Below are 21229 nucleotides of genomic sequence, written 5' to 3' on the forward strand. Positions count from 1 at the left end.
GTAAGCGCGATTGTCGCTGCTCTGGAACATGTTTATGGTACACAGATCAGCATCGCGCTCGCCGAGCTCGCCAGTGATCCGGCCACCTCAAGAATTGCGCATGGTTTTTAACTTAACTTTTCTCAAAAAGCAATTTTTGATTTATCATGTCAATGGTAAAGAATACATAGGTGTTGCAACAGGACAACGAAAAAAAGAATGTGACACGATTGTCACACTTTCTAACGTGAAACTAAATCCTGCTGTACAATTGTGTATATATTATGAAAAACTGTACCCCGGATCGTACCATGTGTGAAATCGTTCCTTTTAGTAAAGAATGAACATGAACGCAGCAAGAGCGAGCTCCGAGTGTTTTTACTTTGCAGTGCAACTACAGAAGGAACTAACAACATCATGACAAATCAAGTCGGCATTGATATGAACAGCGATTCGGACTCCGACGATCTGTTGCAATACAACCCAAACAGATTGCTCGACACCCTGATCGAAAACCTGCGCCTGAAAAATGACGCAGCCCTGTCGCGCGCACTCGAAGTGGCGCCGCCAGTCATCAGCAAAATCCGCCACCACCGCCTGCCGGTCGGCGCCTCGCTGCTGATCCGCATGCACGAAGTCAGCGATCTGAGCATTCGTGACCTGCGTTATTTGATGGGTGACCGTCGCAACAAATTCCGCATCAGCGACAAGCAATTCAAGCCGAAAGAAGGCGAAACGCCACAAGGCTGATCCTGCCGCTTGCGCAGGTTTTCCCTCCCCGTCCGGGGAGGGGGTCTTTACACCGTATGTCCAGGCCGTTCTGGCCGACCTGAATCACACCTTATGCTGGAAACACGCCGGTCGACAGATATCTGTCTCCGCGGTCGCAGACCACGAACACGATGGTCGCATTCTCCACGGTTTGCGAAATGCGCAGCGCGATCTCGCAGGCGCCGGCCGCTGAAATGCCGCAAAACAAGCCCTCTTCCGCCGCCAGGCTGCGCGCCATGCGTTCGGCCACGCCCTGGCTCACGTATTCGATCTGGTCGACGCGCGTCTTGTCGTAGATTTTCGGCAGATACGCTTCCGGCCACTTGCGGATGCCGGGAATCTGCGAGCCTTCTTCCGGCTGCGCGCCGATGATCTGGATCGCCGGATTGCGCTCCTTCAGATAGCGCGACACGCCCATGATGGTGCCGGTGGTGCCCATGGCGCTGACGAAATGCGTGACGCGCCCTTCCGTGTCGCGCCAGATTTCCGGGCCCGTGCTTTCGTAGTGGGCGCGCGCATTGTCTTCATTGCCGAACTGGTCGAGGATGATGCCGCGGCCGTCTTTCTGCATCTGCTCGGCCAGGTCGCGCGCATATTCCATGCCACCCGTCTTGGGCGTGAGCAGGATATCGGCGCCGTACGCGGCCATGCTCTGGCGGCGCTCGACGCTCAGATTGTCGGGCATCAGCAGCAGCATCTTGTAGCCGCGCAGCGCGGCGGCCATCGCCAGCGCGATGCCGGTATTGCCGCTGGTCGCCTCGATCAGGGTATCGCCCGGCTTGATCTGGCCGCGTTCTTCGGCGCGCCTGAGCATGGACATGGCGGCGCGGTCCTTGACGGAGCCTGCCGGGTTGTTGCCTTCGAGCTTGCCGAGGATGATGTTGTTGCGCGCAAGCGCGTCGGCGCCCGGCAAACGCGTCAGCTGTACCAGCGGAGTATTGCCTATCGTATCTTCAAGTGTCTTGTAAGCCATCGTGTCGCTTCGCGTAAATTCAACAAAGACCCATTCTAATATGAGATGCACGCTCGCGTGTCGCCGATCAACGGCCCGCCGGGCGCCCTGGCAGGCCGCGCCCACCCGCGCCACAAGGCGCATGGATGCTCGCTTGCGCGGCTTTCCTTGCGGCAGTGCGGCAAGCTTTGGGCACGCGGCGCGGCCTTGCGCTAGACTGCCGTTATCAGTTATTTTTCTTATTTGCTTATTCACTTCCCCTATCGCCACCACGGATACGCCATGACCAGCAGCGCACCTGAATTCATCCCTGAAACCACGCCGGATGATGCACTCCAGGCCAGTTCCTTCGACCTGCCCGGCCGCAGCCACCAGATTTCGCCCGTCTTCAATGACGCCGAACTCGACCGCATGCAGCGCTATGGCAAGCTCAAGCATTTTGCCGATGGCGAAACGCTGTTCAAGGCCGGTAACAGCAGTTTCGGCATGCTGGTCATCCTGTCGGGGCGGGTCGCCGTCACGCGCCATGAAGTCATGGGACAAGATACCTTGCTGCGCGAAGTGGGCCGCGGCCATTTCATCGCCGAGGTGGCGCAACTGTCGGGCCGCCCCACTCTCGTCAATGGCTGCGCCGTCGGCACCGTGGCGCTGCTCGACATCAGCTCGGAGTCGCTGCGCGCGCTGATCGTGGCCGAAGCGGAAATGGGCGAGCGCATCGTGCGCGCCCTGATACTGCGCCGCGTCGGCCTGATCGAAGCGAACTCGGGCGGACCGGTGCTGGTCGGGCCGCGTGGCAATGCCAATATGTTCCAGCTGCAAAGCTTTTTGACCAGCAACGGCCATCCGCACACGGTGCTCGATCCGGACAGCGATACGGCGGCCGCCGCCCTGCGCGCGCGCTACCAGCCGGCGCCGCACGAGTGGCCGCTGGTGGTCTGCCCGGACGGCAAGATCATGAAAAACCCGGGCAACGCCGATATCGGCCGCTGCCTGGACATGCTGCCGGACTTGTCAGGCGACAAGATTTTCGACGTGCTGGTGGTGGGCGCCGGCCCGGCCGGCCTGGCCACGGCCGTGTATGCGGCCTCGGAAGGCTTGTCGGTGCTGGCGCTGGAGCAGCGCTCCTATGGCGGCCAGGCCGGCGCCAGCGCGCGGATTGAAAACTATCTGGGTTTTCCAACCGGAATTTCCGGCCGCGCACTGGCCGGGCGCGCTTATGTGCAGGCGCAAAAATTCGGCGTCGAAGTGGCCACGCCGGCCAATGCCGCCAAACTCGACTGCGACGGCTGGCCGCTGCGCCTGACCTTGTCCGATGGCATTACCGTGCGCGCCCGCACCGTGGTGCTGTCGTGCGGCGCGCGCTACCGCCGCCCGTCGCTGGCCAACCTGAAAACCTATGAGGGACGCGGCATTTATTACTGGGCCTCGCCGATCGAAGCCAAGCTGTGCCACCAGGAAGAAATCATCCTCGTCGGCGGCGGCAATTCGGCCGGCCAGGCGGCCGTGTTTCTGTCCGGCCATGCGGCCAGGGTGCACATGGTGATCCGCGGCGCCGGCCTGGCCGCCAGCATGTCGAGCTATCTGATCGAACGCATCGCCGCCACGCCGAATATCATCTTGCATACGCACACTGAAATCGTCGCGCTCGAAGGCGACGACGATGGCTTGAGCGAGGTGCGCTGGCGCAACAACCAGACCGGCGAGGAGTCCGATTGCGCCGTGCGCCGCGTGTTCCTGTTTGTTGGCGCCGATCCGAACACCGACTGGCTGCAGGACTGCGCCGTGGCGGTCGACCCACAGGGCTTTATCCGCACCGGCTTTGACGTCACGCGCGCTCAATGCAGCAAGCTCGGCGACAAGCCGATCTCGCCGGCAGAACTGCCCGACCGCGCCGCGCTGGAAACGAGCGTGCCGGGCGTGTTCGCGATCGGCGACGTACGCGCCGGTTCGACCAAGCGGGTGGCCGCCGCCGTCGGCGAAGGCGCGGCCGTGGTGTCGCAGATCCACAGCTTCCTGGCCAGGCTGCCCGTCGACGCTGCGCAATAATCAGCGTCGTGGCGTCGGACAAGTCGCCACGCTGACATTGCCGACGTCCTGCGCGCCCTGCCACTGGTCGGCCGTGGTGGCGCGCCAGACCACGCGGTAGCCGGCCAGGTCCGGTTCCGTGTTCGGCTGCCGCTGCAGCGAGGTGGCGTTTTCCAATTTATCCGTGCGCACCTGGACCTGCGACGGCGCGTCTGGCGCGCCACCGTTCATGCTGCTCGACGGCCCGGGCCTGCTCGGCTTCATGGCCATGCTGACGCATATACCCGGGCTGGCAGCTGCGTAGGTCGGGTTAGCGCGCAAGCGCGTAACCCGACGCCACCGTTGACGCCAACAATGTCGTCGGATTACGGCGCCTGGCGTCTAATCCGAGCGACGCCGCCTACTTCTTCTCAGCGACTTTCGCCGCCGGCTTGGCCGCGCCGCCCTTGCCCTGGCCATTGATCTGCAAACCCGCCTCGGACAGCTTCACGGCGCTTTTCGGGCCGATGCCCTTGACCCGGCTTTCAAAGTCGGGCCAGTCCTTGTAGGGTCCCTTGGCGCGCTCGTCGATGATGGCTTTCGAGGTGGCCGGGCCGATGCCCTTCACGCTGTCGAGCGCGGCCTGGTCAGCCTTGTTGACGTCCACCTGGGCCATCGCCAGGCCCATCGTCGCAGCCAGGGTGGCCACGGCCAAAACAAATTGTTTAAACATGGGAAAGTCTCCGTAGTGTGGTTGAAGAACACTGAAACGGCAGACAAGACAGCGCCTGGCCGTCATCACAGTGTAGCGAACGCGGCATGGAGCGGCCGAGGGCCCGGAGTGGAAGAGCTGCGCCAGATCAAGCGAACTGGCGCAGATAGTGAGGAAGATTTATTGCGGGAACAGTTCGGCGCGCGTGACGGTCGCCGTGCCCAACTTGCCGACCACGATGCCGCCGGCGCGGTTGGCCGTGCGCACGGCGTCACCGAGGCTCATGCCGGCGCCCAGCATGGCGGCCATGGTGGCGATCACCGTGTCGCCGGCGCCGGAGACGTCGAACACTTCGCGCGCGTCGGTCGGCATGTGCAGCACCTCGTCGGCCGTGTACAAGCTCATGCCCTCTTCCGAACGGGTCAGCAGCAAGGCGTCCAGGCCCAGCTGGGAGCGCATCTGCTGCGCGCGCTGCGTCAATTGCGCTTCGGTGCTCCAGTTGCCGATAATGCGGCGCAGTTCCGACTTGTTCGGCGTGAGCACTGACGCGCCCGCATAGCGCGAAAAATCGTCGCCTTTCGGGTCAACCATCACGATCTTGCCGGCCGCGCGCGCCGCCTTGACCATCTCGGCCACGTTCACCAGGCTGCCCTTGGCGTAGTCGGACAAAATCACCACGTCGCAGTCGGGCAGCAGGGTATTGAACTGCTTGAGCTTGTCGCGCAGCACCGTGTCGCTGGGCGCATCCTCAAAGTCAATCCGCAGCATCTGCTGCTGGCGGCCGATCACGCGCAGCTTGATGATGGTGGAAATGGCCGCATCGCGCTGCAAGTGGCTGCGGATGCCGTCCTCGCCCAGCAGGCGCTCGACCTGGCTGCCGGCTTCGTCATCACCGACCACGCCCAGCAAGCTGGTCTGCGCACCGAGCGCGGCCGCATTGCGCGCCACGTTGGCCGCGCCACCCAGGCGCTCTTCGCGTTTCTCGATGCGCACGATGGGTACCGGCGCTTCCGGCGAAATGCGGCTGACATCGCCGAACCAGTAACGGTCCAGCATCACGTCGCCCACCACCAGCAGGCGCACTTTGGCCAGGCGCTCTGGCGCCGTCAAGCTTGCCACCGCGTGCGCGCTCATGCCGGCACCTGCAGCGAGCGGCCGATGCCGTGGTATTCGATGCCGGCGTCAAACATGGTGTCGGGCTCGTACAGGTTACGCCCGTCGAAAATCACCGGCTGCTTCAGGCGCTTCTTGATCAGCTCGAAGTCGGGGCTGCGGAAGGCTTTCCATTCGGTCACGATCACCAGCGCATCGGCGTCCACCAGCGCATCGGATGGATTCTCCGCATAGCGGATGTTGGCCAGTTGCGCGGATGTGAGATCGAGCTGCAGCACGCGCTGCGCTTCCGCCATTGCCACCGGATCGTACACCGCCACCGTGGCGCCGCGCGATAACAGGTCGGCCAGCAGCACGCGCGCCGACGCTTCGCGCATGTCGTCCGTGTTCGGCTTGAACGCCAGGCCCCAGATGGCGAAATGGCGCCCGGCCAGGTCGTTGCCGAAGCGCTTCACGATCTTGTTGCCCAGGATATGCTTTTGCCGGTCGTTCACCGCTTCGACCGCGCGCAGGATCAGCAATTCCTGATCGTGGTGCCGGGCCGTACGCTCGAGCGCCTGCACGTCTTTCGGGAAGCACGAGCCGCCATAGCCGCAGCCGGCGTACAAAAAACTGTAGCCGATGCGCGGATCGGAGCCGACGCCACGGCGCACCGCTTCGATATCGACGCCGACCTTGTCGGCCAGGTTGGCCAGTTCGTTCATGAACGAGATGCGCGTGGCCAGCATGGCGTTGGCCGCGTACTTGGTAAATTCGGCCGAGCGCACATCCATCCAGTAGGTGCGCTCGCGGTTGCGGTTGAACGGCGCGTACAAGCTGCGCAGCAGGTCGCGCGCGCGCTCGCCTTCCGGTGTGGCGTCGACGCCGATGACGATGCGGTCGGGCCGCATGAAGTCTTCGACGGCCGCGCCTTCTTTCAGAAATTCCGGGTTCGAGGCCACCGAGAAGGTGGCGTAGGTGGCGCGCAGGTCCAGTTCGGCCTGGATGGCGGCGCGCACTTTTTCGGCCGTGCCGACCGGCACCGTCGACTTGTCGACAATGACCTTGTATTCCTTCATGTGGCGGCCGATGCCGCGCGCGGCGGCCAGCACGTATTGCAGGTCGGCCGAGCCGTCCTCGTCGGGCGGCGTGCCGACGGCGATGAACTGCAGCACGCCGTGGTGGGCGGCCGCTTCGACGTCGGTGGAAAAGGTCAGGCGGCCGGCGGCGCGGTTGCGCGCGACGACTTCTTCCAGGCCCGGTTCATGGATGGGAATGCCGCCGCTGTTGAGCAGGTCGATTTTTTTCGCGTCGAGATCGAGGCAAAAGACGTCATTGCCCAGTTCGGCCAGGCAGGCGCCGGTCACGAGGCCAACATAGCCGGTGCCGATAATGGTGATTTTCATGGTTGTACCGTATGGATAAAAAGCAGGTCTTACATAGAAGTACACGCCACATTGCTTCGGGGCAAAGTGACGTGTACGTATCAGTTCATGACGTTCAATTCTTCGGTGCGGCGCGGTGGGTAGGTTTCCCACTTGTTGCAGCCCGGGCAGTGCCAGTAGAACTGGCGCGCCTTGAAGCCGCAGTGGCTGCACTGGTAGCGGGCCAGTTTTTGCGTATAGCCGTGCACCAGGTTTTTCACCATCGACAGTTCCGACCAGATCGCCGCCGGCGCGTCCATCATGCGCGCCTCGAGCAATTTGTCGAGGCCCAGCAGGGTCGGCGTGCGGCGCAGTTCGGCGCTCACCAGCTGCTTGGCGGCGTCGACGCCGTCCAGCTCCAGCACCGCCTTGAACACCACTTCGATCAGGTCGATCGACGAGGCTTCTTCCAGGTAGGAACGCAGCAGGTTGATGCCTTCCTGCGGCCGGCCCACCCTGGTGTAGCCGTCCATCAGGCGCTGCGCCACCAGGGCCACGTGCGGCACGCTTTGCTGCTCGACGCGGCGCCAGGTCATGATCGCCTCTTCCACGGCGCCGCGCGCCAGCAGCACGTCGCCCGTCAGGATGGTGGCGCGCACGCTCTTGCGGTCGGTCTGCAGCGCTTTTTCCAGCAGCGGCATGGCTTCGTCGGGTTTCAGGTGCACCAGCGCGTCATGCGCCAGTTCGCAATAGAACTGGGCGATTTCCTTCTGGCGCGCACCGGCGCCCGACTCCTGCAGGCCCAGCGCCGCTTCGATGGCGCGTGGCCACTCCTTTTCGCGCTGGAAGATTTCCAGCAGCGCGCGGCGCGCCTGCGCCGCGTATTGGGTCTCGACCAGGCCATTGAAGGTTTCTTCGGCGCGGTCCAGCAAGCCGGCCTTCAGGTAGTCCATGCCCAGCTCGTAGGCAGCATGCACCTGCTGTTCCTGCGGCAGGTCCGGGCGCGCCAGCAGGTTCTGGTGCACGCGAATCGCCCGCTCGGTCTCGCCGCGGCGGCGGAACAGGTTGCCGAGCGCAAAGTGCATGTCGGCCGATTCGGGATCGAGTTTGACGATCTCGATAAACGCGTCGATCGCCTTGTCATGCTGTTCGGTGAGCAGGAAGTTCAGGCCCTTGAAGTAATTGCGCGGCAGGCTGCGCGATTCCGACACCAGCTGATTGATATCGACGCGCGCGGCGATCCAGCCCAGTGCGAAAAACAGGGGAATGCCCAGGAGCCACCAGAATTCAAATTCCATGCGATAGTTTTTATTCGTATAAGAGGAGAAAAGAAGCCCGCTGCATCAAGGCTGGGTGCTGACGCCATCCGGTTGCGGCTGCACATTCGACGACACGCCCACGGCGTGCAATGCGGCGATCGTGGTTTTTTGACGGCTCGCTTCACGGCGGTGGCGGAAAACCGTCGGCGTCAGGGCCAGTACGCCCAGGCTGGCGCCGGCGACAAAAAATCCCAGCAGCATCAGGACCAGGGGGCCACGGATTTCATAATTGAGGAAAACATGCAGGTCGACCACCTGCGCATTCTTCAGCGCAAAACCGAAGAACAGGACGAAAAGAACACAGCCAACGATGGTGGAGATGATTTTCATCGAGAGGTCCAGACAGAGAAAACGGCAATACAAAGGGTATTCATGCCTTACAGCATAAACTTGGAACATATTAACAAAAAAAAGCGGCATCCAAGGACGCCGCTCTTTATTTTCCGCCTTCCAGCAGACGATTAATCCTCGATGATCGGCTGGCCGACCATCGCGTCCACGCGCTCGCGCAACTGTTTGCCCGGCTTGAAGTGGGGCACCCGTTTTTCGGGCACCATCACCTTGTCGCCGGATTTCGGGTTGCGGCCGATGCGCGGTGGCCGGCTGTTCAGGGCAAAACTGCCAAAACCGCGGATCTCGATGCGCTGGCCGGTCGCCAGGGCGTTGGTCATCGCATCGAGAATGGTCTTGACGGCATACTCCGCATCTTTCGCCACCAGCTGAGAATAGCGCTCGGCGAGGCGGTTGATCAGCTCGGACTTTGTCATCTGCCGGTATCCGCAGTCTTAGTTCTTGTTATCGAACTTGGCTTTCAACAAGGCGCCCAGGCTGGTGGTGCCCGAAGCTGCGTTGTTGTCGGTCGCTGCCATCTTCTGCATCGCTTCCTGGGTTTCAACGTTGTCTTTCGCTTTGATCGACAGTTGGATACCACGGGCTTTGCGGTCGATGTTCAGCACCATGGCTTCAACGGTGTCGCCGACTTTCAGGTGCGTACCAGCATCTTCAACGCGGTCGCGCGAGATTTCGGAAGCGCGCAGGTAGCCTTCAACTTCTTCGGACAGTTGGATCACGGCGCCTTTAGGCTCAACCGATTTAACGGTACCGGTTACCAGCGAGCCTTTGTCGTTCATGGCGGCGAAGTTGTTGAATGGGTCACCTTCCAGTTGCTTGACGCCCAGGGAAACGCGCTCGCGCTCAACGTCGATGGCCAGAACGATGGCTTCCAGTTCGTCACCTTTCTTGAAGCGACGCACGGCTTCTTCGCCGGTTTCGGTCCAGGACAGGTCGGACAGGTGCACCAGGCCGTCGATGTTGCCGGCCAGGCCAATGAACACGCCGAAGTCGGTGATCGATTTGATCGCGCCGCGGACTTTGTCACCTTTCTTATGGGTAACACCGAAGTCGTCCCATGGATTGGCTTTGCACTGTTTCATGCCCAGCGAAATACGACGACGCTCTTCGTCGATTTCCAGAACCATCACTTCTACTTCGTCGCCCAGTTGGACAACTTTGTTAGGAGCGACGTTTTTGTTGGTCCAGTCCATTTCGGAAACGTGTACCAGACCTTCGATACCTTGTTCCACTTCAACGAACGCGCCGTAGTCGGTCAGGTTCGTTACTTTACCGAACAGACGGGTGCTTTGTGGGTAACGACGGGACAGACCGGTCCAAGGATCGTCGCCCAGTTGTTTCACGCCCAGCGAAACACGGTTTTTCTCTTGATCGTATTTCAGGACTTTGGCGGTGATTTCCTGGCCAACCGTCAGTACTTCCGACGGGTGACGTACACGGCGCCATGCCAGGTCGGTGATGTGCAGCAGGCCATCGATACCGCCCAGATCCACGAACGCGCCGTAGTCGGTGATATTTTTGACGACGCCGGTCACGACCGTGCCTTCTTTCAGCGTTTCCATCAGTTTCTGACGCTCTTCGCCCATCGAAGCTTCGATGACGGCGCGGCGCGACAACACCACGTTGTTACGCTTGCGGTCCAGTTTGATGACCTTGAATTCGAGGGTCTTGCCTTCGAATGGGGTGGTATCTTTCACCGGGCGGGTGTCAACCAGCGAACCCGGCAGGAATGCGCGGATGCCGTTGGTCAGGACGGTCAGGCCGCCTTTGACTTTGCCATTGACGGTACCGACGACGATTTCGCCCGATTCCATCGCTTTTTCCAGGGCCAGCCACGAAGCCAGACGCTTGGCTTTATCGCGCGACAGGATGGTATCGCCGAAACCGTTTTCCAGCGATTCGATCGCCACGGAAACGAAGTCACCAACTTTGACTTCCAGTTCGCCGTGGTCGTTCTTGAATTCTTCGACAGGGATGAATGCTTCGGATTTGAGGCCGGCGTTCACGATCACGAAATTGTGGTCGAGGCGCACGACTTCAGCGGAAATAACTTCGCCGGAGCGCATATCTTGACGCGACAACGATTCCTCGAAGAGCGCAGCAAAACTTTCCATACCGGTAGATTCGTTAGTTGTAACAGTAGACATAGGGTTCACACAGGTTATCCAGCAGAGATCGCACCATGCGACTTAAACTGGGTTAGGTTTTTGACACACCCGGACAGGCCAGGAGCCGTCAACGGGCACCACATAGCATCAAAATCATGCTATTTTGCAACAGCTGCATACCATTTCAGCACGGTTTCGACAGCAACATCTGCCGTCATCGCCGACGTATCGAGGACATGCGCCCCTTCCGCGGGGACCAGCGGCGCAATCGCACGGTGAGTATCACGTTCGTCCCGCGCCTGCAAATCCATCAGAAGGTCTTCCATATTAGCAGAAAAACCCTTGTCTATCAATTGCTTGTAGCGCCGTTGCGCGCGCGCAGGGACGCTGGCCGTCAAAAACACTTTCAATTGGGCATGCGGAAAGATCACCGTGCCCATGTCGCGCCCGTCGGCCACCAGGCCCGGCGTCTTGCGAAAACCCAGCTGCAAACTGACCAGCGCATGGCGCACTGTTGGCAACACGGCAATCTTCGACGCCGTATTGCCGACCTCTTCCGCGCGGATCTGCTCGGTGACGTTTTCGTTGGCCAGCAGGATCTCGCCATTGGAAAAGTGGCAAGGCAGGTGCTCGGCCAGCTTGGCCAGCGCGTGCTCGTCGCGCAGGTCGGTGCCACGGCGCAAGGCGGTCAGCGCCGTCAGACGGTACAGCGCGCCCGAATCGAGGTAGTGAAAGCCGAGCTTGTCGGCCACGCGGTGCGCCACCGTGCCCTTGCCGGAAGCGGTGGGGCCGTCGATGGCGATGACCGGGATGTGGGATGTGGACATGGTTGGCTCTATCAATTAAATCAGGGTGTCCCTGGCAATCGCCGCAAACGCGGCGAAATACTCGGGGAAGGTCTTGGCCACGCATTTCGGGTCGTTGATGCGCATTTCATTGCCACGGCGGGCGGCGCCGTCGAGCGAGGCCAGCGAAAAGCACATCGCCATGCGGTGGTCGTCATAGGTGTCGATGGTGGCGGCGGCAATTTCCGCCGGCGGCGTCACGCGCAGATAGTCCGCGCCCTCCTCCACCTGCGCGCCGAGCTTGCGCAATTCGGTCGCCATCGCCGACAGGCGGTCGGTCTCTTTCACGCGCCAGCTGGCGATATTGCGCAGCGTGCTGGTGCCGTCCGCGTACAGCGCGGCCACCGCGATCGTCATGGCCGCGTCGGGTATATGGTTGAAGTCCATGTCCACCGCTTTCAGGGGGCCGTTCGAACGCGCCTCGATCCAGTTCTCGCCCATGGTAATGGTCGCGCCCATCTGCTGCAACGCTTCGACAAAGCGCACATCGCCCTGGATGCTGTCGCGGCCCACGCCTTCGACCCGCACCGGGCCGCCGCCAATCGCGCCGGCCGCCAGGAAGTAGGACGCCGACGAGGCGTCGCCTTCGACATGGATGGTGCCCGGGCTTTGATACTGCTGGCCCGGCTGTACCGTAAACGACTGCCAGCCGTCATGCTCGACCGTCACGCCAAAGCGGCGCATCAGGTTCAGGGTAATCTCGATATACGGTTTCGAAATCAGCTCGCCCGTCACGTCGATGGTCACCGCATGGTCGCGCGCCATCAGCGGCGCCACCATCAGCAAAGCCGTCAAAAACTGGCTCGACACATTGCCGCGCACGGCAATGCGCTGCGCATGGATATGGCCGCGGCGGATGCGCAGCGGCGGAAAGCCGTGCTCGCCGGTGTATTCGATCTGCGTGCCGACCGCGTTCAAGGCGTCGACCAGGTCGCCGATCGGACGCTCGTGCATGCGCGATACGCCATGCAGCGTGTAGTCGCCGCCGATCACGGCCAGCGCCGCCGTCAGCGGGCGGATCGCGGTGCCGGCGTTACCCATGAACAGGTCCGCCTCGTGATTCGGCAACACGCCGCCGCAACCTTCCACATGGTGCACCTGGTGCAAGCTGGCCGCGTCCAGACTCAGGTCGATTTCATCCTGGGTCCATTTGACGCCCAGCGAGGTCAATGCGGTCAGCATGACGAAGGTGTCGTCGGAGGCCAGCAGGTCGACAATTTTGGTCGTGCCCTTGGCCAGCGCGGCGAGCAGCAGCACGCGGTTCGAGATGCTTTTCGAGCCGGGCAAGCGCACCGTGCCTTCGACATGCATCACCGGTTTCAGATCGATATGGTGGGGGTAGTGCTTGGTCTGGGTCATGCTGGAATCCTTTGATAGTTTATTTGGGCGCCGGCGTTTCCGCCGTTTCAATCGCTTCGCTCCATTGCTGGCGCGCGTGCTGGGCGTTCGCGTACACCGCCTCGATCGCCGCGCCATCGCTGGCCGCCAGATGCGCGCGCAAGGTCGTCAGCTGCGCCATATAGGCATCGAGCTCGGCCAGCAGCGCCGGCTGGTTGGCCAGGCTGATATCGCGCCACATTTCGGGCGACGAACCGGCAATGCGCGTAAAGTCGCGAAAACCGCTGGCCGCGTACTGGAACAGCAAGGCCGCATGCGGCTTGTTGGCGATATCGTCGACCAGCGCAAAGGCCAGCAGATGCGGCAGATGGCTGACGGCGGCAAACACCTTGTCGTGTTCCTGCGGGCTCAAGGTGTGCAGGATGGCGCCGCAGGCACGCCAGGCGCCAGCCACCGTTTCAATGTCGGCCGCGCTGTTTTCCGCCAGGGGCGTGAGCACCACTTTCTTGCCCTGGTACAGATCGATAATGGCCGCGTCGGGCCCATTCGTTTCGCGGCCCGCGATCGGATGGCCCGGCACGAACTGCGCCACCTTGTCTTTCAATGCCGCGCGCGCCGCCGCCACCACATCGCTCTTGGTGCTGCCGGCGTCGGTGACGATGGTGCCGGGCCGCAGATGCGGCGCGATGGCCGCCAGGATGGCGCCCGTCTGCGCCACGGGCGCGGCCAGCAGCACCAGGTCGGCGCCGTTCAAGGCTTCCGCCATATCGCCGCCAACGACGTCGATGATGCCCAGTTCAAGTGCGCGCGCCATCGAGGCCGGCGAGCGGCCCATGCCGACCACGGTATTGACCGCGCCCGCATGTTTCAGGGCCCGCGCGAACGAGCCGCCGATCAGGCCCACGCCGAAGATGACAACTTTGTTCAGCATCGGCTTCAAGCCAGCGCCTTCGTCAGCGCGGCGATAAAGATGGCGTTTTCCTGCTGCAGGCCGATGGAAATGCGCAGCCATTGCGGCAAGCCGTAGCTGCCGACCGGGCGCACGATCACGCCCTGTTTCAGCAAGGCCAGGTTGACGCGCGCGCCCGCTTCATCGTCGTCGCCGACTTTCACCAGCACGAAGTTGCCGTGCGACGGCACGTATTCCAGGCCCAGCGCGGTGAACGCTTCGGTGAACTGCTGGTAGCCGGCGGCGTTGTTGCGCGCGCTTTTCTCCAGGAATGCCTTGTCGTCCAGCGCGGCAATCGCGGCGGCCTGCGCCATCGAGTTGACATTGAACGGCTGGCGGATGCGGTTCATCAGGTCGGTCAATACCGGCTGGGCGATGGCAAAACCGATGCGCAGGCCGGCCAGGCCATAGGCCTTGGACAGGGTGCGCGACACCACCAGGTTAGGATACTGGCGCACCCAGGCGGTCGACTCGTACTGGTCGTCGGCGGACAAAAATTCGTTGTACGCTTCGTCCAGCACCACCACCACGTGCTGCGGCACTTTCTGCAAAAACGCTTCGATCTGCGCGGCGGAGAGGAAGGTGCCGGTCGGATTGTTCGGGTTGGCGATAAACAGCAAACGCGTGTCGTCGCCAATGGCGGCGGCCATCGCGTCGAGGTCGTGGCCATAGGCCTGCGCCGGCACCACCAGGTGGCGCGCGCCCAGGCCTTGGGTGGCCAGCGCGTACACGGCAAACGAATACTGCGAATAGACGACGGCCTGGCCATGCTGCACAAAGGCGTGGGCGGCGATTTCGAGGATATCGTTGCTGCCGTTGCCCAGCGTGATCCAGTCGGCCGGCACGTCATAGCGCTGCGACAGCACGGCTTTCAGTTCAAAGCCGTTGGCGTCCGGGTAGCGGCCCAGGTCGTCGATGGCGGCGATCATGGCCTGCTTGGCCGAGTCCGGCATGCCGTACGGGTTTTCATTCGACGCCAGCTTGACGATGGATGCCTCGTCCAGGCCGAATTCGCGCGCGACTTCCGCGATCGGTTTGCCGCTCTGGTAAGGAGCGATGGCGCGGACGTATTCGGGACCGATATTTTTAGACATGGTGTGCTTTAAAAGTTGGTATTAATTAGATTGGCGGCTGTTGTTGGGTTACGCTGCGCTAACCCAACCTACGAAATATACAAGGCGTAGGTCGGATCAGGCCGCAGGCCGTAATCCGACACCACCGTCGGCGTCACAGGCTGACCGGATACGACCCCAGCACCTTGAAGAACGCCGCATTGCCCTGCAGTTCGCCCAGCGCCTGCGCCACGGCCGGGTTGTGCACATGGCCTTCCACGTCGACATAGAAATAATACTCCCAGCTGCCCATGCGGGCCGGGCGCGACTCGAAGCGCGTCATCGACACGCCGTGTTTGGCCAGCGGCGCCAGCAGCTGGTAGACGGCGCCCGCCTTGTTCGGCACGGCCAGCACCAGCGAGGTCTGGTCCTTGCCCGACGGCGCGGTCTGCAAGGTGCCGACCACGGCAAAGCGGGTGCGGTTGTGCGGGTCGTCCTGGATATGGCCCTTGACCACGCCCAGCTTGTACTGGGCGCCGGCCAGTTCGCTGGCAATCGCGGCCACCGTGCCGTCTTCGCTGGCCAGGCGCGCCGCTTCCGCGTTCGAGGCCACGGCGTGGCGCGCGATGTGCGGGTAGTGCTGGTTCAGCCACACCTGGCACTGCGCCAGCGCCTGCGAATGGGCGCAGATCGACGTCACGCCGTCCATATTGCCGCTTTTGGTCATCAGGCTGTGGTGCACGGCGATCGCCACTTCGCCGCTGATGATGAGGCTGGTCTGCAGCATCATGTCCAGGGTGCGGTTGACGGCGCCTTCCGAGGAGTTTTCAATCGGCACCACGCCAAAGTCCGCCGTGCCCGCTTCGGCCGAACGGAACACTTCATCGATGGACGCGCATGGCAGGCCTTCGACGGCGCTGCCGAACTGCTGGTAGACGGCCTGTTCGCTGAAGGTACCGGCCGGTCCCAGGTACGCCACCGTCACGCGCTTTTCCAGCGAGCGGCAGGACGACATGATTTCGCGGAAGATGGTCTGCACTTCGCGGTTGCCCATGGGGCCGGGATTGCGCTCGGCCACACCGCGCAGCACCTGCGCCTCGCGCTCGGGGCGGAACACGGGCGCCTGGGTTTCGGCCTTCACGTGGCCCACTTCCTGGGCGATCAGGGCGCGGCGGTTCAGCAGGTCGAGGATCTGCGCGTCGATCGCATCGATCTGTTCGCGCAAGGGTTTCAATTTATCGGTCATGGTGTTGTTTCGTCAGCTGTACTTCAATCATGGCCGCACGGCTTGCGCCGGCGGCGGGCCGGCGCTCATATGCATAAGAATACCGGACAAAATGATCAGGGCTAGGCGCATTGCCGCAGGCAGTACGAATGTACGACAAGGCAATGCAACAACGCCCTGGGCTTTTTGGCAGGTGTTCTAGCGTCCGGCAAACTCGTTCAAATAAGTAACCAAGGCCTGCACGCCCTCGATCGGCATCGCGTTATAGATCGATGCGCGCATGCCGCCGACGGACTTGTGGCCCTTCAGTTGCAGCAGGCCGCGCTGTTTCGCGCCGGCCAGGAAGGCCTCGTTCAGGCTTTCGTCGCGCAGGTAGAACGGGATCGTCATGCGCGAACGGTATGGTGGGGCGACACGGTTCTGGTAGAAGTCGTCCGCGTCCAGCGCCGCGTATAGCAGCGCCGCTTTCTCAATATTACGCTGTTCCATGGCCGCCACGCCACCCTGGCGTTTGAGCCACTGGAACACCAGGCCGGCGATATAGATGCCATAGGTGGGCGGCGTGTTGTACATGGACTCGTGCTCGGCCACGTTGGCCCAGTCGAAAGCCGACGGGCAGATATCCAGCGCATGGCCCAGCAGGTCTTCGCGCACGATCACCACCGTCAGGCCGGCCGGGCCGATATTCTTCTGCGCGCCGCCAAAGATCACGCCGTACTGCGACACGTCGACCACGCGCGACAGAATATGCGAAGACATGTCGGCCACGATGGTGGTGCCGCCTGGCACCTGCGGCGCCTCCTGGAACTCCACGCCGTCGATGGTTTCGTTGGTGCAGATATGCAAATAAGCCGCGCCTGGCGTCAGCTGCCATTCGCTCACCGGCGGCACGCCGGCAAAACCGCCCGCCTGCGACGAGGCGGCCACATTCACCTTGGCGTATTTGGCCGCTTCCTTGATCGATTTGCCCGACCATGCCCCCGTCTGCACGAAGTCGATGCTGGCCGGCTGGGTGGCCGACAGGCCCACCAGGTTCATCGGAATGATGGCGTTCTCGCCCAGGCCGCCGCCCTGCAGGAACAAAATTTTGTAATTGTCGGGCACGGCCAGCAGTTCACGCAGGTCGGCCACGGCCTGCTGGTAGATGGAGATGAATTCGGGGCCGCGATGGCTCATTTCCATCACCGACATGCCGCTGCCATGCCAGTCCAGCATTTCGGCGGCGGCTTGCGCCAGCACTTCCTTGGGCAGCACGGCCGGGCCGGCGGAGAAATTGTAGACAGGATTCAAGATGCATTCCTCAAAGGGTTATTGCGGCGGCTGCGTGGCCGCCCGCAGGACTTGTTCGAGCACGGCGTTGACACGGGGAATGAGCACGCGCTGGCTGATCGCCATCGATTCGGCCGACAGCTGCGGCATGGTGGCCAGCATCTTGCGGCCCAGCGGCGTCTGGTAGAACGCCGTCAGTTGCTCGATTTCCTGCACCGTGTAATAGCGTGCGTACAACGGCACCATTTCGGCGCTCAATTCGTCGATCAGGCTCTGGTCGGCCAGCACCTGGGTCAGGGTCGATACGGCCAGCGGAATCTCTTCTTCCGCATTGGCCAGCGCGCGCGCCTTGCGCTCCTCGGTCAGCTCGGCGTTGCCGGTGATGTTCTGCAAGGCGGCCTGGCGCATCATGGCCGGCACCGATTGCAGCATCTGATCAAAAATCTGCCGCGTCAGCGCGGGGAACTGCATGGCCTCTAACATGCGGCGCACGGCCACCTTCATGGCGGGACTGGGCGCGGCCTGGCGCGCGGGCGCCGCCTGGGTGTTCTGGGCCAGGGCCGGCAAGCTGGCAAGAAAGGCCAGCGAAAAGGCGGCAAAGAAGGTGGCGACGATTTTTCTCATGGTGTGCGAGATTTTGCTCTGAAAAGGGAACTGCGGTGCTGCTTGTCGGCTTACGCCCTGCGGGCCAAGCCGACCTACGATAATGGTGCTGGGGCCGCAAAAGTGGCGCCAATAGCAATTGGGGCTCCCGAAAGAGCCCCAATCATCTTACTCCGGCTGCGCCGGGTCCGTCTCGTCGCTGGCCGGGTCGGCCGGATCGACGGAGGCCGCTGGCGCCGCAGCGGCCTCCGTCGTCAGCTCGACTTCGTCGATATCGGTTTCCACCACGCGTTGCAGGCCAGACAGCTTGGTGCCGTCTTCGACCGCGATCAGGGTCACGCCTTGCGTGGCGCGGCCCATTTCGCGGATCTCCGACACGCGGGTGCGGATCAAGACGCCGCCGGTGGTGATCAGCATGATTTCGTCGGTCGTGTTGACCAGGGTGGCGGCAACCACTTTACCGTTGCGCTCGCTGGTCTGGATGGCGATCATGCCTTTCGTGCCACGGCCATGGCGCGTGTACTCGAGTATCGGCGTACGCTTGCCGTAACCGTTTTCGGTGGCCGTCAGCACCGACTGCTGCTCGTTCTCGGCCACCAGCAGCGCGATCACGTGCTGGCCTTCTTCCAGGTTCATGCCGCGCACGCCGCGCGCCGTGCGGCCCATCGGCCGCACATCGTTTTCGTCGAAGCGCACCGCCTTGCCCGAATCCGAGAACAGCATCACGTCGTGCTTGCCGTCGGTCAGCGCCGCGCCGATCAGGAAGTCGCCGTCGTCCAGGTCAACCGCGATGATGCCGGCCTTGCGTGGATTGCTGAAGTCCTTCAGCGGGGTTTTCTTGACCGTGCCCAGGCTGGTCGACATGAAGACGTAATGGTCTTCCGGGAAGGTGCGGTTCTCGCCCGACAGCGGCAGGATCACGGTGATCTTCTCGTTGTCCTGCAGCGGGAACATGTTGACGATCGGCTTGCCGCGCGAATTGCGCGAGCCTTGCGGCACTTCCCACACCTTCAGCCAGTACATGCGGCCACGGTCCGAGAAGCACAGGATGTAGTCGTGCGTATTGGCGATGAACAGCTGGTCGATCCAGTCTTCCTCTTTGGTCGCCATCGCCTGCTTGCCGCGTCCGCCGCGCTTCTGCGCGCGGTATTCGGTGATCGGCTGGGCCTTCATGTAGCCGGTGTGCGACAGGGTCACCACCATGTCCTGCGGCGTGATCAGGTCTTCGGTTTCGAGGTCGGTCGCGTTCAGTTCGATCTGCGAGCGGCGCACGTCCTTCTTGCCGGCGCCGTACTCGTTCATCGCCAGTGTCATTTCGTCGGTGATGATGACAGTCACGCGTTCCGGTTTGGCCAGGATGTCGAGCAGGTCGGCGATATGTTCCATCACTTCCTTGTACTCGTTGACGATCTTGTCCTGCTCCAGGCCGGTCAGGCGCTGCAGGCGCATCTGCAAAATTTCCTGCGCCTGGTCGTCCGACAGCTTGTACAGGCCGTCGGCTTGCATGCCGTAGTGCTTCGGCAGGTTTTCCGGACGATACGCGTCCACGCCGCCCGGCGTATTGCCGTCGCCGGTACGCGCCAGCATCTCGCGCACCACCGACGAATCCCATGGGCGCGCCATCAGCTCGACCTTGGCGATCGGCGGCGTCGGCGCGGCCTTGATGATGGCGATGAAGTCGTCGATATTGGCCAGCGCGACGGCCAGGCCTTCGAGCACGTGGCCGCGTTCGCGCGCCTTGCGCAGTTCGAACACGGTACGGCGCGTGACCACTTCGCGGCGGTGCGACAGGAAGCACTGCAGCATCTGCTTCAGGTTCAGCAGCTTGGGCTGGCCATCGACCAGGGCCACCATGTTCATGCCGAAGGTGTCCTGCAACTGGGTCTGCTTGTACAGATTGTTGAGCACCACTTCCGGCACTTCGCCGCGTTTCAGTTCGATCACCACGCGCATGCCCGATTTGTCGGACTCGTCGCGGATGTCGGAAATGCCTTCGAGCTTCTTGTCGCGCACGTTTTCGGCGATGCGTTCCAACAAGGATTTCTTGTTGACCTGGAATGGCAGCTCGTCGACGATGATCGCGATGCGTCCGCCGTCCTTGCCGTATTCCTCGAAGTGGGTCTTGGCGCGCATCACCACGCGGCCACGGCCGGTGCGGTAGCCGTCGCGCACACCCGAGACGCCATAGATGATGCCGGCCGTCGGGAAGTCCGGCGCCGGGATCAGTTCGATCAATTCGTCGATCGTGCACTCCGGATTGCGCAGCACATGCAGCGCGCCGTTGATCACTTCGGTGATGTTGTGCGGCGGAATATTGGTCGCCATGCCGACCGCGATACCGGACGAGCCGTTGATCAGCAGGTTCGGTATGCGCGTCGGCAATACCGACGGTTCCTTTTCCTTGCCATCGTAGTTGGGTACGAAGTCGACCGTGTCTTTTTCAATGTCGGCCAGCAGTTCACCGGCGATCTTGTCGAGGCGGCACTCGGTGTAACGCATGGCCGCGGCGGCGTCGCCGTCGACGGAGCCGAAGTTGCCCTGGCCATCGACGAGCATGTAGCGCAGCGAAAAATCTTGCGCCATGCGCACCAGGGTGTCGTAGATCGAGGCGTCGCCGTGCGGGTGGTACTTACCCATGGTTTCACCAACCACGCGGGCGCACTTGACGTAAGGGCGGTTCCACACGTTGTTCATTTCATGCATCGCGAACAGGACGCGGCGGTGCACCGGCTTCAAGCCATCACGCGCGTCAGGCAAGGCGCGACCGACGATCACGCTCATGGCGTAATCGAGGTAGCTCTTGCGCATCTCTTCTTCGAGGGAAATAGGGATTGTTTCTTTTGCGAATTGATCCATTGGCGGTTCGACTGATCTCAGGCTGTGGTTAACTTATCTGCTACGCAATGTAATGACGCAATACTGCATATCCTAGGCGGCTGTCGTCGTGGAGTGGCTGGCAAAAGGGGCAGGACGGTTGCAGGAGCGCAGCGCCGCCATGGGCTTTTTGTCAGGCACGCCCAACAGTCAAGCGTACGATTTTAGCATGCGCGCCCTGCCGCAAGTGCAAATTGCCGGACACGCGGGAAATGCCAGGGCGTGCCGGCGGTGCACCGGGGCTGTGCATGACTGCTTGACAATAGTGCATATTGACAATATCTGTTCAAGTCCTCTGCCCACAAAACAGGCACTAAATGTAACCAGATGTCACGGGCGCGTCATAATTGGGCATTTTCGTTGCGTAGTTACAACATGCAGTCTAAAATCGCGGAAGCTTTGATTTGCCCACGGTCGTGCGC

19 protein-coding genes are annotated in these 21229 nt (G+C 62.1%); 2 read left to right on the forward strand and 17 right to left on the reverse strand.

What is annotated here, in order from left to right; genetic code table 11:
* The first annotated feature begins 396 nt into the window (after window positions 1-396).
* Window positions 397-729, forward strand: a complete 333-nt coding sequence (locus tag ASR47_RS11855; RefSeq protein WP_034751784.1) for a hypothetical protein — start codon at window positions 397-399, stop codon at window positions 727-729.
* Window positions 730-820: 91 nt separating this feature from the next.
* On the opposite strand, the gene cysM is transcribed toward ASR47_RS11855, so the two are convergent.
* Complete coding sequence (cysM, locus tag ASR47_RS11860) at window positions 821-1723, reverse strand: cysteine synthase CysM (RefSeq protein ID WP_065307992.1); 903 nt, start codon at window positions 1721-1723, stop codon at window positions 821-823.
* A gap of 261 nt (window positions 1724-1984) precedes the next feature.
* On the opposite strand from cysM, the gene ASR47_RS11865 reads away from it, so the two are divergent.
* Window positions 1985-3748: an FAD-dependent oxidoreductase gene (locus tag ASR47_RS11865; RefSeq protein WP_065307993.1), complete on the forward strand. Its 1764-nt coding sequence runs from the start codon at window positions 1985-1987 to the stop codon at window positions 3746-3748.
* Here the strand turns inward: ASR47_RS11865 and ASR47_RS11870 are convergent, their stop codons facing one another.
* From ASR47_RS11870 to gyrA, 16 genes are all read right to left on the reverse strand, one after another.
* On the reverse strand, window positions 3749-3991 hold the full coding sequence (locus ASR47_RS11870; RefSeq protein WP_150127776.1) for a hypothetical protein: 243 nt from the start codon (window positions 3989-3991) through the stop codon (window positions 3749-3751).
* 136 nt (window positions 3992-4127) lie between these two features.
* Window positions 4128-4439 carry a ComEA family DNA-binding protein gene (locus ASR47_RS11875; protein WP_065307995.1) on the reverse strand — a complete coding sequence of 104 codons (312 nt, stop codon included), beginning with the start codon at window positions 4437-4439 and terminating at the stop codon, window positions 4128-4130.
* 159 nt (window positions 4440-4598) lie between these two features.
* A complete protein-coding gene (gene rfaE1, locus ASR47_RS11880) occupies window positions 4599-5552 on the reverse strand; it encodes a D-glycero-beta-D-manno-heptose-7-phosphate kinase (RefSeq protein WP_065307996.1) in 954 nt (317 codons plus the stop codon).
* The gene (locus tag ASR47_RS11885; protein ID WP_065307997.1) at window positions 5549-6916 is read right to left on the reverse strand and encodes a UDP-glucose dehydrogenase family protein; all 1368 of its coding nucleotides are present in this window, start codon (window positions 6914-6916) and stop codon (window positions 5549-5551) included. Before ASR47_RS11885 ends, rfaE1 begins: the two co-directional genes overlap by 4 nt.
* Window positions 6917-6996: 80 nt before the next feature.
* On the reverse strand, window positions 6997-8172 hold the full coding sequence (gene lapB / locus ASR47_RS11890; RefSeq protein WP_065307998.1) for a lipopolysaccharide assembly protein LapB: 1176 nt from the start codon (window positions 8170-8172) through the stop codon (window positions 6997-6999).
* A gap of 45 nt (window positions 8173-8217) precedes the next feature.
* On the reverse strand, window positions 8218-8523 hold the full coding sequence (locus ASR47_RS11895) for a LapA family protein (protein WP_065307999.1): 306 nt from the start codon (window positions 8521-8523) through the stop codon (window positions 8218-8220).
* A 131-nt stretch (window positions 8524-8654) separates the two neighbouring features.
* On the reverse strand, window positions 8655-8960 hold the full coding sequence (locus ASR47_RS11900; RefSeq protein WP_008446215.1) for an integration host factor subunit beta: 306 nt from the start codon (window positions 8958-8960) through the stop codon (window positions 8655-8657).
* A gap of 18 nt (window positions 8961-8978) precedes the next feature.
* The gene (gene rpsA, locus ASR47_RS11905) at window positions 8979-10691 is read right to left on the reverse strand and encodes a 30S ribosomal protein S1 (RefSeq protein ID WP_071650172.1); all 1713 of its coding nucleotides are present in this window, start codon (window positions 10689-10691) and stop codon (window positions 8979-8981) included.
* A gap of 119 nt (window positions 10692-10810) precedes the next feature.
* Window positions 10811-11479, reverse strand: coding sequence for a (d)CMP kinase (gene cmk / locus ASR47_RS11910; RefSeq protein WP_065308000.1), 669 nt, complete (start codon window positions 11477-11479; stop codon window positions 10811-10813).
* Window positions 11480-11494: 15 nt separating this feature from the next.
* Complete coding sequence (gene aroA / locus ASR47_RS11915; protein WP_065308001.1) at window positions 11495-12856, reverse strand: 3-phosphoshikimate 1-carboxyvinyltransferase; 1362 nt, start codon at window positions 12854-12856, stop codon at window positions 11495-11497.
* A gap of 19 nt (window positions 12857-12875) precedes the next feature.
* Window positions 12876-13766, reverse strand: a complete 891-nt coding sequence (locus ASR47_RS11920; protein WP_065308002.1) for a prephenate dehydrogenase — start codon at window positions 13764-13766, stop codon at window positions 12876-12878.
* 5 nt (window positions 13767-13771) lie between these two features.
* Window positions 13772-14878, reverse strand: a complete 1107-nt coding sequence (hisC, locus tag ASR47_RS11925) for a histidinol-phosphate transaminase (protein WP_065308003.1) — start codon at window positions 14876-14878, stop codon at window positions 13772-13774.
* A gap of 133 nt (window positions 14879-15011) precedes the next feature.
* Window positions 15012-16082 (reverse strand): prephenate dehydratase, encoded by a 1071-nt coding sequence (gene pheA / locus ASR47_RS11930; RefSeq protein ID WP_065308004.1) that lies wholly within the window; start codon window positions 16080-16082, stop codon window positions 15012-15014.
* A gap of 177 nt (window positions 16083-16259) precedes the next feature.
* Entirely contained in the window at window positions 16260-17351 is a 1092-nt protein-coding gene (gene serC, locus ASR47_RS11935; RefSeq protein ID WP_065308005.1) for a 3-phosphoserine/phosphohydroxythreonine transaminase, read from the reverse strand.
* Window positions 17352-17369: 18 nt separating this feature from the next.
* Window positions 17370-17954 (reverse strand): DUF2059 domain-containing protein, encoded by a 585-nt coding sequence (locus tag ASR47_RS11940; protein WP_065308006.1) that lies wholly within the window; start codon window positions 17952-17954, stop codon window positions 17370-17372.
* A 147-nt stretch (window positions 17955-18101) separates the two neighbouring features.
* Complete coding sequence (gene gyrA, locus ASR47_RS11945) at window positions 18102-20789, reverse strand: DNA gyrase subunit A (RefSeq protein WP_065308007.1); 2688 nt, start codon at window positions 20787-20789, stop codon at window positions 18102-18104.
* Window positions 20790-21229 lie beyond the last annotated feature (440 nt).

The sequence above is a fragment of the Janthinobacterium psychrotolerans genome, assembly GCF_001677885.1.
Taxonomy (GTDB): domain Bacteria; phylum Pseudomonadota; class Gammaproteobacteria; order Burkholderiales; family Burkholderiaceae_D; genus Janthinobacterium; species Janthinobacterium psychrotolerans.

Bases quoted from the DNA above. Each gene is read 5' to 3' on its own strand.
- ASR47_RS11855 (WP_034751784.1), top strand. From the start codon at position 397: ATGACAAATCAAGTCGGCATTGATATGAACAGCGATTCGGACTCCGAC.
- cysM (WP_065307992.1), bottom strand. From the start codon at position 1,723: ATGGCTTACAAGACACTTGAAGATACGATAGGCAATACTCCGCTGGTA.
- ASR47_RS11865 (WP_065307993.1), top strand. From the start codon at position 1,985: ATGACCAGCAGCGCACCTGAATTCATCCCTGAAACCACGCCGGATGAT.
- ASR47_RS11870 (WP_150127776.1), bottom strand. From the start codon at position 3,991: ATGAAGCCGAGCAGGCCCGGGCCGTCGAGCAGCATGAACGGTGGCGCG.
- ASR47_RS11875 (WP_065307995.1), bottom strand. From the start codon at position 4,439: ATGTTTAAACAATTTGTTTTGGCCGTGGCCACCCTGGCTGCGACGATG.
- rfaE1 (WP_065307996.1), bottom strand. From the start codon at position 5,552: ATGAGCGCGCACGCGGTGGCAAGCTTGACGGCGCCAGAGCGCCTGGCC.
- ASR47_RS11885 (WP_065307997.1), bottom strand. From the start codon at position 6,916: ATGAAAATCACCATTATCGGCACCGGCTATGTTGGCCTCGTGACCGGC.
- lapB (WP_065307998.1), bottom strand. From the start codon at position 8,172: ATGGAATTTGAATTCTGGTGGCTCCTGGGCATTCCCCTGTTTTTCGCA.
- ASR47_RS11895 (WP_065307999.1), bottom strand. From the start codon at position 8,523: ATGAAAATCATCTCCACCATCGTTGGCTGTGTTCTTTTCGTCCTGTTC.
- ASR47_RS11900 (WP_008446215.1), bottom strand. From the start codon at position 8,960: ATGACAAAGTCCGAGCTGATCAACCGCCTCGCCGAGCGCTATTCTCAG.
- rpsA (WP_071650172.1), bottom strand. From the start codon at position 10,691: ATGTCTACTGTTACAACTAACGAATCTACCGGTATGGAAAGTTTTGCT.
- cmk (WP_065308000.1), bottom strand. From the start codon at position 11,479: ATGTCCACATCCCACATCCCGGTCATCGCCATCGACGGCCCCACCGCT.
- aroA (WP_065308001.1), bottom strand. From the start codon at position 12,856: ATGACCCAGACCAAGCACTACCCCCACCATATCGATCTGAAACCGGTG.
- ASR47_RS11920 (WP_065308002.1), bottom strand. From the start codon at position 13,766: ATGCTGAACAAAGTTGTCATCTTCGGCGTGGGCCTGATCGGCGGCTCG.
- hisC (WP_065308003.1), bottom strand. From the start codon at position 14,878: ATGTCTAAAAATATCGGTCCCGAATACGTCCGCGCCATCGCTCCTTAC.
- pheA (WP_065308004.1), bottom strand. From the start codon at position 16,082: ATGACCGATAAATTGAAACCCTTGCGCGAACAGATCGATGCGATCGAC.
- ASR47_RS11940 (WP_065308006.1), bottom strand. From the start codon at position 17,954: ATGAGAAAAATCGTCGCCACCTTCTTTGCCGCCTTTTCGCTGGCCTTT.
- gyrA (WP_065308007.1), bottom strand. From the start codon at position 20,789: ATGGATCAATTCGCAAAAGAAACAATCCCTATTTCCCTCGAAGAAGAG.